General features: G+C 61.1%; 10 protein-coding genes. 6 read left to right on the top strand and 4 right to left on the bottom strand.

All coding sequences use genetic code 11. The annotated features are described in order from the left end of the window. Positions 1-3 precede the first annotated feature (3 nt). The 5 genes from FAY22_RS13850 to FAY22_RS13830 all read left to right on the top strand — a co-directional run bounded on the left by FAY22_RS13850 (position 4) and on the right by FAY22_RS13830 (position 6,272). Positions 4-990, top strand: a complete 987-nt coding sequence (locus tag FAY22_RS13850; RefSeq protein WP_146330753.1) for a D-alanine--D-alanine ligase — start codon at positions 4-6, stop codon at positions 988-990. A 6-nt stretch (positions 991-996) separates the two neighbouring features. Beyond that, positions 997-1,770, top strand: coding sequence for a cell division protein FtsQ/DivIB (locus tag FAY22_RS13845; protein ID WP_146330752.1), 774 nt, complete (start codon positions 997-999; stop codon positions 1,768-1,770). Positions 1,771-1,775: 5 nt separating this feature from the next. Next, positions 1,776-3,008: a cell division protein FtsA gene (gene ftsA, locus FAY22_RS13840; RefSeq protein WP_146330751.1), complete on the top strand. Its 1,233-nt coding sequence runs from the start codon at positions 1,776-1,778 to the stop codon at positions 3,006-3,008. Between the two features lie 97 nt (positions 3,009-3,105). Beyond that, positions 3,106-4,290, top strand: coding sequence for a cell division protein FtsZ (gene ftsZ, locus FAY22_RS13835; RefSeq protein ID WP_146330750.1), 1,185 nt, complete (start codon positions 3,106-3,108; stop codon positions 4,288-4,290). Between the two features lie 158 nt (positions 4,291-4,448). After that, positions 4,449-6,272: a hypothetical protein gene (locus FAY22_RS13830; protein WP_210411823.1), complete on the top strand. Its 1,824-nt coding sequence runs from the start codon at positions 4,449-4,451 to the stop codon at positions 6,270-6,272. 8 nt (positions 6,273-6,280) lie between these two features. Here FAY22_RS13830 and FAY22_RS22370 read toward each other — a convergent pair whose 3' ends face one another. The 4 genes from FAY22_RS22370 to nirK form a co-directional block, all read right to left on the bottom strand. Then, entirely contained in the window at positions 6,281-6,493 is a 213-nt protein-coding gene (locus FAY22_RS22370) for a GDCCVxC domain-containing (seleno)protein (RefSeq protein WP_146330002.1), read from the bottom strand. A 222-nt stretch (positions 6,494-6,715) separates the two neighbouring features. After that, positions 6,716-7,345, bottom strand: a complete 630-nt coding sequence (locus tag FAY22_RS13820) for an SCO family protein (RefSeq protein ID WP_146330749.1) — start codon at positions 7,343-7,345, stop codon at positions 6,716-6,718. Beyond that, on the bottom strand, positions 7,342-8,148 hold the full coding sequence (locus tag FAY22_RS13815; RefSeq protein ID WP_146330748.1) for a formylglycine-generating enzyme family protein: 807 nt from the start codon (positions 8,146-8,148) through the stop codon (positions 7,342-7,344). Before FAY22_RS13815 ends, FAY22_RS13820 begins: the two co-directional genes overlap by 4 nt. Positions 8,149-8,178: 30 nt before the next feature. Beyond that, a complete protein-coding gene (gene nirK / locus FAY22_RS13810) occupies positions 8,179-9,633 on the bottom strand; it encodes a copper-containing nitrite reductase (RefSeq protein ID WP_246860760.1) in 1,455 nt (484 codons plus the stop codon). Between the two features lie 342 nt (positions 9,634-9,975). Between nirK and FAY22_RS13805 the strand changes: the two genes are divergently transcribed. Continuing rightward, positions 9,976-10,482 (top strand): peroxiredoxin, encoded by a 507-nt coding sequence (locus FAY22_RS13805; protein WP_146330746.1) that lies wholly within the window; start codon positions 9,976-9,978, stop codon positions 10,480-10,482. The last annotated feature ends 57 nt before the right edge of the window (positions 10,483-10,539 follow it).

Raw genomic sequence — 10,539 nt, 5'->3', positions numbered from 1 at the left:
AAGATGAGTACTCAAGATTTAGCTAAGGAATTCGGAAAAGTCGGCGTGCTGTACGGCGGCCGTTCCGCCGAGCGCGAGGTGTCGCTGATGTCGGGCGCCGGCGTGCTGAAGGCATTGCAAAGCAAGGGCGTCGATGCGCACGGCTTCGATCCGGCGGAACGCGGCATCGCGGAGCTGGCGGCGCAAAAGTTCGACCGCGTGTTCATCGCGCTGCATGGCCGCTACGGTGAAGACGGCACGCTGCAGGGCGTGCTGGAGCAGCTCGGCATTCCCTACACCGGATCCGGCGTGATGGCGTCCGCCATTGGCATGGACAAGGTGATGACCAAGCGCGTCTGGCTGAGCCACGGCTTGCCAACGCCGCGTTTCCTGGTGCTCGATTCGCTGGGCACTTCTGCCGACGAGTTGAGCAAGGTGCCGCAGCAACTGGGCCTGCCGCTGATGCTCAAGGCGCCGCATGAAGGCTCGACCATCGGCATCAGCAAGGTGACCGACGCATCGGAGATGCAGCAAGGTTTTGCGCTGTGCGCCAAGTACGACGCGGCGGTGCTGGCCGAGGAGTTCGTGTCCGGCCGCGAGCTGACGGTGCCGGTGCTCGGTGCGGGACGCGCTGCGCGCGCCTTGCCGATCGTCGAGATCCGCGCGCCGCAAGGCAATTACGACTACCAGAACAAGTATTTCAGCGACGACACGAAGTATCTGTGCCCGGCGCCGCTGGACGAGGCGCTGACCGTTCGCATCCAGGATATCGCGGTAAAGGCCTATAACGCGCTCGGTTGCTCCGGATGGGCGCGCGTCGATTTCATGCTGCGCGCCACCGACAACGAGCCGTTCCTGCTGGAGATTAATACCTCTCCCGGCATGACGGGGCATTCGCTGGTGCCGATGGCGGCCAAGGCGGCCGGCGTCAGCTATGAGGATTTGTGCGTGGAGATCTTGCGCTCGGCGGATTTGGATCTGAAGCCGGGCCAGGACTGGCAACCGAACTGATTGAATATGTGGCATGACATCAGAATGCTCAACGCTGCCACCAACGCCCTGCTCGGGGCGCTGGTGCTGAGCTTGTTCGCGTCGGGAATCTGGTGGGCCGCGCAGCGGCCGATGTTTACGCTCAAGGCAATTCGGGTCGAGGCTGTCGGCGAAATGCAGTTAAGGCACGTTAATCCGTCGACCGTGCGCAGCACGGCGGTGCCGCGTATCAGGGGCAACTTCTTTACCGCCGATCTGGACGCGGTAAGGCAGGCGTTCGAAGCGGTGCCCTGGGTGCGCAAGGCGACGGTGCGGCGCGAATGGCCGAACCGGCTGATCGTGCAGGTGGAAGAGCATGAAGCGCTCGGCACCTGGGGCGAAGACGGCAAGCTGCTGTCGGTGCGCGGCGACGTGTTCACCGCCAACCTGGCGGAGGCCGAGGAAGACGGCCAGCTGGCCGAGTTCGACGGGCCGGATGGCAGCGAGAAGGAAGTGGTGGCGCGCTATCGCGAACTGCGCGACTGGTTCAAGCCGATCGACCTCGTGCCCGAAGCGGTGCGTCTGACGGGCCGGTATGCCTGGAGCGTGCGCTTGAACAACGGGATGACGGTGGAATTGGGACGGGAACAAAGCAAGGCCACGCTGAAGGAAAGGGTCGACCGGCTGATCGGGATTTATCCGCAGCTGGCCCAGCGCCTGCAGAGCGGCATTGAGAGCGTGGATATGCGTTATCCGAACGGATTGGCTTTGAAAGCGCAGGGATTGGCCCTCGGGTTGGACGGGAAAAAACGTAAGTTATAAAAAACATGACAAAAGACGCAAAAAATCTGATCGTCGGCCTCGACATCGGCACCTCGAAGGTGGTGGCAGTGGTGGCGGAAGTCATGCCGAACGGGAGGCATGAAGTCATCGGCCTCGGCCAGCACGAATCGAAGGGCCTGAAAAAGGGCGTGGTGGTCAACATCGAGGCGACCGTCGAGTCGATCCAGCGTGCGCTGGAAGAAGCCGAGCTGATGGCCGACTGCAAGATCAAGAATGTCTATACCGGCATCGCCGGCAGCCATATCCGCAGCTTCAATTCGAGCGGCATGGTCGCGATCAAGGACAAGGAAGTCACGCCGACCGACGTGGCGCGCGTGATCGAGACAGCCAAGGCGGTCAACATCCCGACCGACCAGCAGCTGCTGCACACGGTGCCGCAGGAATTCATCGTCGACAGCCAGGAAGACGTGCGCGAGCCGATCGGCATGAGCGGCATCCGCCTGGAAGTGAAGGTGCATATCGTGACCGGCGCGGTGTCTGCGGTGCAGAACATCGTCAAGTGCGTGCGCCGCTGCGGACTGGAAGTGTCGGACCTGATCCTGCAGCCGATGGCGTCGGCCGACGCGGTGCTCACTCCGGACGAAAAGGAACTGGGCGTGGTGCTGATCGATATCGGCGGCGGCACCACCGATGTCGCGATCTTCACCGAAGGCGCGATCCGCCATACCGCGGTGATTCCGATCGCTGGCGACCAGATCACCAACGACATTGCGATGGCGCTGCGCACGCCGACGGCGGAAGCGGAGGAAATCAAGCTGCGTTACGGCGCGGCGAAACAGGTGCTGGCTGATCCGGGCGAAACGATCGAGGTGCCGGGACTGGGCGATCGCGGCCCGCGCACGCTTTCGCGCCAGGCGCTGGCGGCGGTGATCGAGCCGCGCGTGGAGGAATTGTTCGCACTGGTGCACCAGGTGGTGCGCGAGTCGGGCTACGAAGAAGTGCTGTCGTCAGGCATCGTTCTGACCGGCGGCACCGGCATGATGCCGGGCATGATCGAGCTGGCGGAAGACATCTTCCTCAAGCCGACGCGCTTGGGCGTGCCGGAGTACAGCGGGCAGCTGGCGGATGTGGTGCGCAGCCCGCGGTATTCGACGGTTTTGGGGTTGTTGTTGGAAGCAAAGAAGCAGTATTTGCGCGGCCATATCGTGACCCGGCAGGATGGGTCAGTGAAGGCAGTCTGGCAACGCATGAAAGAGTGGTTTTTGGGGAATTTTTAATCGTTTGATTTTTTAATATCGGCAGTTAGCAGTCGCTAGGCGCCACACCGCGTGGTGATTATCGACTGGCAACTGCAATCTTGATAAGGGGAGCAACATGGAAATCGACATGATCGATAACGCAACACTTGGCACCGTGATCAAGGTCGTCGGCGTCGGCGGCGCAGGCGGCAACGCGGTGCAACACATGATCAATAAGGGCGTGTCCGGCGTGGAATTCATCGCCGCTAATACCGATGCGCAGGCACTGGCCCAGTCCAAGGCAAACAACATCATCCAGATCGGCGACACCGGCCTGGGCGCCGGCATGAAGCCGAATGTCGGCCGCCAGTTGGCGGAGGAATCGCGCGCGCGCATCGAAGACGCGCTGCGCGGCGCGCACATGGTGTTCATCGCCGCCGGCATGGGCGGCGGCACCGGCACGGGCGCCGCGCCGATCGTCGCCGAAGTGGCGAAGCAGCTGGGCGCGCTGACGGTCGCCGTGGTCTCCAAGCCGTTCTCGTACGAAGGCGCGAAGTGCATGGAAATCGCCGACGAAGGCCTGGAAGCGTTGAGCCAGCACGTCGATTCCCTGATCGTCATCCTCAACGAGAAGCTGGAAGAGATCTACGAAGACGACAGCATGATCGAATGGCTGCAGCACGCCGACGACGTGCTCAACAACGCCGTTGCCGGTATCGCCGAAATCATCAACGTGCCGGGCCACATCAACGTCGACTTCAACGACGTCAAGACCATCATGGGCGAGCAGGGCAAGGCGATGATGGGTACCGCCACCGCTTCCGGCGTGGACCGTGCGCGCATCGCCGCCGAGCAAGCCGTCGCATCGCCGCTGCTGGATGGCATCGACCTGTCCGGCGCGCGCGGCGTGCTGGTCAACGTCACCGCCAGCCGCAACCTGAAGGGCAAGGAAATCAAGGAAGTCATGGCGACCGTGCGCGCTTTCGCCGCGCCGGATGCGTCGATTGCGCAGGGCATCGCGTACGACGATGCGATGGGCGACGACATCCGCGTGACGGTGGTGGCAACAGGCCTGGGCCGCGCGCGCAAGAACGTGCAACTGGTGCAGACCCCGGTACTGCGCACCGGCACCCACAACGAGCCGATCATGGCGCACGCCGCGATGCAGCAGCCGGCTGCCCAGCCTGCCCCGTCGTTCGACGGCCTGAAGGCACCGGCCGTATGGCGCCGCGAGTCCGCATCGGAAACGGTGCGCGCGCTGGAAAAGAATGGCATGGAAACCTACGACATTCCGGCTTTCCTGCGCAAGCAGGCGGACTAAGCTTCTCCGCTTGACCCGTCTGTCAGGTTCTCCGGAACAGGGCAGATCGCAGTTGGAACGCCGCACCTTGGTGCTAGGCGTTAAGTTAACGTGTTGAAAAACGTTGGCTAAAAGTTCAAAATCCCCTATAGGTTTAACGACTTATAGGGGATTCTTCATTGCAGACGATTTTTTCCGAGCCAGAAGGCCCACCGCCAAGCAATCCGCCCCTTCCCCCGGAGGTCGGAGGAATCAACGTCAATTTCTGCAAGAGTCCTACGTGCCCGAACTTCGGTGTACCCGCGAAGTTGGCCAAATGGGCACGACGTAAGGAAACCGCGCTAGGCGTCCAGCCGGGCTCCGCTTACACCATCGGAGCGGTCGGCAAGCTTCGTCCCTCCCTGAAATGCCTCCTCTGCGGTGAACACTTTTCCATCAAGAGCAACCTGGCGGTTGCAGAAGAGGTGTATCGGCTGACACAGCATTTGCTGCCGATAGAGTCAGCGAGTTGCCCCGATACTGAATGTACTAACCATCATGTCCCTGTTGAAACCGACGGAGCCTATTACCGCTTCGGGACAACTCCGGCTGGCTCGCCTCGTTGGCGCTGCCGCCTTTGCTTGAAGACGTTTACGGCCGGTGGTCGTGCACTCAAGCGGCAACGGATTACCCATCTGAACAAGACAATCCTGCTGTCGCTGACAAACAAAATGCCGTTGCGCAGAATCGCGAAGGTGACCGGGCTCAACGCGGTTACCTTGTACGGCAAAATCGACTTTCTTTATCGCCAATGCCTCGCCTTTGCCTCAGCACGAGAGCAAGCCCTTTTCGAGTTAGACCTCTCCCGGCTGTATGTCAGTGTCGACCGCCAAGAGTACAAGGTCAACTGGAGCCGGGACACCGACCGCCGGAACGTCGTTCTCCGGGCTATCGGTAGCGCCGACAACCATACAGGCTACGTGTTCGGGATGCACCTTAACTTCGACCCTTTCCTGAATCCGTCCGAAGTCGAGTCGGATGCCTTGGCCGCCCGTGATGCCGAGTTGCCATATCCGCACCGGAAGTACGCTCGGGTCTGGCTTAGTCACGACTACGAGGAGGGGTTGGACGCGGTAAAGCGCGAGCGCGACCGGAAATCAGCCAAGGCGAAGAAGGGCCCGGTGTCGCAGGCGCTAGGCGCCAAGATTGAGGACCAGTACGACGCTGCGGCGTCACGCGAAGATTCCGAGGTTTCTGAACTGAAGGACGAAGGGCAAAAGCTACCCGAAGCGAAGGGTATGCAGACTCACGAGGAATACGTGATGTATGCCCATTTCTTGTTCCTGAAAGGGTTGCTGCGGCGGGTCGAGAAAATCAGGTTCTTTCTGGACCAGGACTCCGGTATACGTGCCGCTTGCTTAGCCGCATTCGCACCCGACATCCGGGCTCGCCGCGTAGATGTGTTCTATGTCCGAACCGCCAAGGAGATGACCATTGACAAGAAGCGGTCGGCCATCAGTTCAGCCCGCGCAATCTTTAAGGCCTACCAGGACGCAAATCCCGCCCTGTCACCGCAGGGCGTGGAACTGGCCATGATGAAGGACGAAATCAGCCGGGCAGTCGCAGTTGGCAAATGGAGCGACCGTTGGTGCGTCCACCCGATTCCAAACATGTCAGAGCCTGAAAAGGCGATGTGTTGGCTAACGGACCTCGGGGATTATGACCTGGACCATCAAGCAATGCTGTTTCTCAAGGCAAGCCTGCATGGCATCGACAATTTCTTCCAGAGGGTTCGCCGAAGTCTCAATCCCTTGGAGCGGCCTATCAAAACCGCCAGTCGGGATGGCCGGACCTGGTACGGCTATAGCCCATACAACCCAGCTTTCGTGGAAAAGTTACTTGGTATTTACCGCGTCATCCATAACTTCACCGAAGTCGGCAAGGACGGAAAAACTCCAGCCATGCGGTTGGGACTCGCTCAGGCTCCCCTTGAGCCCGAAGAAATCATTTATTTCACACGATAACCCGGCCCTCAGCCACAACAACTCCGCTGTTCCTGGATAGGCGGGCATTTTACGGACCCGTAAGAGCAAAAGACGCAGCAGTCGCCTGGCTTGGGCCGAAGAATTGCCTTGCAGTTCTCGCATTCGTAGTAGAACTGGCAGGCGTCGGTAGGCATCGTCTCGCGCTTGGCAAAACCACAGTTCGGGCATGTCAGCACGGATTCGAGGACGGCTGTACTCATTATTGATTGGCTCTGCAGGAGAAAACAGTAGCCATGATACTGCAGCCCAAAGAAAAACCCGCGGAGCATTGCTGCTTACGCGGGCTTAATTTTTTCAACACGTTAACTTAACGCCTAGACCTTGGTGCGGCGTTTTTTCTTTGCTGCGTTAGAAAGAGAAGAGGGCTGCGCCGTGACGACGCATGAAGCGCCGCGACAGCACGTGTGTCGCGGGCACGAGAGTCATTTTGAGGCGTGCAGCGTATCGCGTATCTGCTTCAGGAATTCCGGATCGGCGGCACCCAGCTTGTTGGTACGACCGACGATACGGCCCTGCGCATCGAGCAGGATCAGCACGGTGCTGTGATTGAAATCGCCATTGGCCAGCTGGCGGTACTGGATGCCGAGCGCGGCCGCGAGCTTGCGCGCGGCTGCAGCATCGGTGCGCGTCAGCGACCAGCGGCTGGCATCGAGCTTGCGCTTGTCGACCACTGCCTTCAACGCAGGCACGTCGTCGTGCACCGGGTCGAAGCTGACCAATAGCGTCGAAATCTGCGCGCGCTCATCCGGCGTCAATTTCGCTTCGTTGGCCTGGACCGTCTCGATCAGCATCGGACAGACAAACTGGCAGGATGTATAAAACATGCTGACGATGGACGGCTTGCCCCGGCGCGAAGCCAGCTCGAACGCCTGCCCGTTCTGGTTGACCAGCGGCACCTGCAGCTGATATACCGAATCGCCCGGCAATGGCGCCACGCTCGCGGCCGGTGTTTCCGCCGCTCTTGCCAGTGTATTGCCTTCATACAGCGCAACGCAGGCGAGCATCAGGTTCGCCAGCAGCAGCGCGCCATTCTTTCGAAGATATTGTTTCATTTCGCTTCCATTGCATTGCCCCGGGCGCAGCGAAACCCGAGATTGTTGGTGGTGTCCGCGCCGCCCAGCGAGGACAGCAGCGCGATGCGCATCAGCACCGCATAGTTTTCGCGGTCCTGCAGGCTGATCGCGCCGGCGCCGCAAAACTGCAGCTTGTCCGGATCGCCCTGATTGCGGCTGTCGGCGCTGACCAGCAGGGCATTGAAGTCATCGACCCATTCCCACACCAGTCCGTGCATGTCGCGCACGCCGTAAAAATTGGCGGGGCCGCCCACCGCCGCCGGCGGCGTGCTGGACGATTGCCCGTACCAGTTCAGGATGCGCGCGCGCCAGGACGGGTCGCGCCGCGCGTCCGCATGGGTGTCATCGGCGGCCGCCACGTATTCCCATTCATACCAGGTGGGAAGCCGCGCGCCTTCGCTTTCGCAGAAAGCCTGCGCGGCAAACCAGCTGACGCTGGTCACCGGCTGGTTTGCCTTGTCGGCGCCGGGATCCGCCGGACTTTGCCAGTCGTGCAGATAACTGCCATCCGCAAAGGTCGCGGGAATCTTCCCCCGCTGCCATTGCGGGTGGCGCAATACGAAGTCGCGGAATTCGCCGTTGGTGACCGGCGTGGTACGCAGCGCGAACGGCGCCACCTTGACCGGCTCCTTGTCGGCGTCGCCGGAAAGCACGCTGGTGAAAGCGCCGGCCTGGATAGGCGCATAGTTCGCACCGGCCGGCGCCGCGCATGCGATTCCTGCCGCCAGCAGCAGTGCGCTTGCAACTGCCGTGGCGTGAAGGGATTGACGGAACTTGCTCATCGCATGCCTTCCTTTGATTACCGTGTCGTCTTAGTGGCCGGCGTTCACGGCCGGTGCGGCCTTGGCGCGAGCTGCCTTGACTTCTTCCACGGTGATGCGGCCACCCTTGTTTTCCCAGCTGTTGATCACGTAGGTCAGGATGTTGGCGATCTCGTCATCGTTGAGCTGGTTCATCGGCGGCATGACCGAGTCGTACTCCTTGCCGTTGACGGTGACCTTGCCGTTCAGGCCGCGCAGCACGATGTCGATGGCGCGCTTGTGGTCCGCGTTCAGGAAGTCCGATTTCGCCAGCGGCGGGAACACGCCGGGCAGGCCCGCGCCGTTGCTCTGGTGGCAGACCGAGCAGGTGCCGGCAAACAGCTGGCTGCCGGCCTTGATCTGGTCTTCGGCAGTCAGCTTGCCGCTCGCGGCAGCCTTGGTCGCGGCAGTCACCGCGGCCATGTTCGGCTGTGCGCGGTCGCCGAGGTAGACCGAGTCCACTTCCTTGCCGGAGTAGATCGCCTTGTTTTCCGGGCCGTCGACCTTCATGATCGCCAGCGCACCCTTGTTAAAGGCACGGAAGATCGAGTGATCGACCAGCGGATAGCTGCCCGGCACGTGGGTGGTGTACTCGACGACCGCAGCGCCACCGGCGGGAATCATCGTGGTCTGCACGTTTTCCTGGGTGCGGGTGCCGCCTTCGAAGCGCACGCGGTCGAAAATCGCGCCGATCACATGGAAGCTCGACACCAGGTTCGGGCCGCCGTTGCCGACGAACAGGCGCACCTTTTCATTGGTGTTCGCCTTCAACGCCTTGTCGCCGGTGAGCGAGCCTTCGGCTCCGTTGAACACGACATAGGTCGGCCGTTCATCGATCGCCTTTTCCATGTCGAACGGCTGCGCGCCTTTTTCGCGATACTTGCCGGTGGTGTAGAAATCGCCCTGCATCACATAGTATTCGCGGTCGACCGGCGGCAAGCCTTCCGGCGGCTCGACCAGGATCAGGCCGTACATGCCGTTGGCGATATGCATGCCGACCGGCGCGGTGGCGCAGTGGTAGACATACAGGCCTTCGTTGAGTGCCTTGAAGGTGAATTGCGATTCATGTCCCGGCGCGGTGAAGCTCGACGCGGCGCCGCCGCCCGGGCCGGTCACGCCGTGCAGGTCGATGTTATGCGGCATCTTGCTGCTCGGGTGATTCTTCAGGTGAAACTCGACGGTATCGCCCTGACGCACGCGGATGAAGCTGCCGGGGACGGTGCCGCCGAAGGTCCAGAAGGTGTAGCTGACGCCTTCCGAAATTTGCATTTCCTTTTCGACGACTTCGAGGTCGACGATGACCTTGGCCGGGTACTTGCGCTTGATCGGAGGCGGAACAAACGGCGGGCTGGTCAGCGTGGCGTGAATGGCCGGCCCTTGCGGCGGGCCGAAATCGCCCGCCGATTTGGCCGGAGCCGGTTTGGCGGCGAATGCATTGACGCCGGGGAGAGACAGGCTGATTGCCATGCCTGCCGCTGCAAGCAGGGCGGATATCGTCTTGATCGAAGCTTTCATGATGGGCCTTTGAGGCAATGAGTAAAAAATGAGTTGCTTGGACGGAAGATACCTGCCGGATACATCTATTGTGATTGACTCAAATCAATTTTCTCCGAATACACGCAAAGGGGAGGATAGGCGGTCATCCCTTTGCCATATAGACGCCACGCGCGAAACCCGGTATATGGATGCGGGGCTGCCGAGCCTTTCTGCAACGTTCGCTGGAACGAGGCATACTGCGGTTTGCACGCCGCGCCCGGGTGGGCGCGGCGTTTTTTCTTTGCCACATTAAAAAGAGAAGAGGACCGCATCATGACGATCAAAGTGGGCGAACGCCTGCCCGAAGGCACCCTGTCGGAATTTATCGAAACCGCATCCGAGGGCTGCTCCCTCGGCCCCAATACCTTCCAGGTCGGCGAGCTGACGAAGGGCAAGAAAATCGCGATCTTCGGCCTGCCGGGCGCTTTCACCCCGACCTGTTCGGCTCAGCATGTGCCAGGCTATGTCGCGGCGGCCGACAAGTTCAAGGCCAAGGGCGTTGATGAAATCTGGTGCATCTCGGTCAACGACGCATTCGTGATGGGCGCCTGGGGGCGCGACCAGAAGGCGACCGGCGTGGTGCGCATGATGGCCGACGGCAGCGCGGCCTTCACCAAGGCGCTCGGGCTGGAGTTCGATCTCACGGCCAGAGGCATGGGCATCCGTTCGCAGCGCTATTCGATGCTGGTCGAGGATGGTGTCGTGAAACAGCTCAACGTCGAACAGCCAGGCAAGTTCGAGGTATCCAATGCGGAAACGTTACTGAAGCAATTGGGCTGAATCGATTGCGAAGAACGAGAAAAACGGCGCTCCGGCGCCGTTTTTTGTGGCAGTCCG

This window comes from Noviherbaspirillum sp. UKPF54, from assembly GCF_007874125.1.
Lineage (GTDB): Bacteria > Pseudomonadota > Gammaproteobacteria > Burkholderiales > Burkholderiaceae_D > Noviherbaspirillum.
This window is presented reverse-complemented; position numbering and strand designations above follow the sequence as displayed.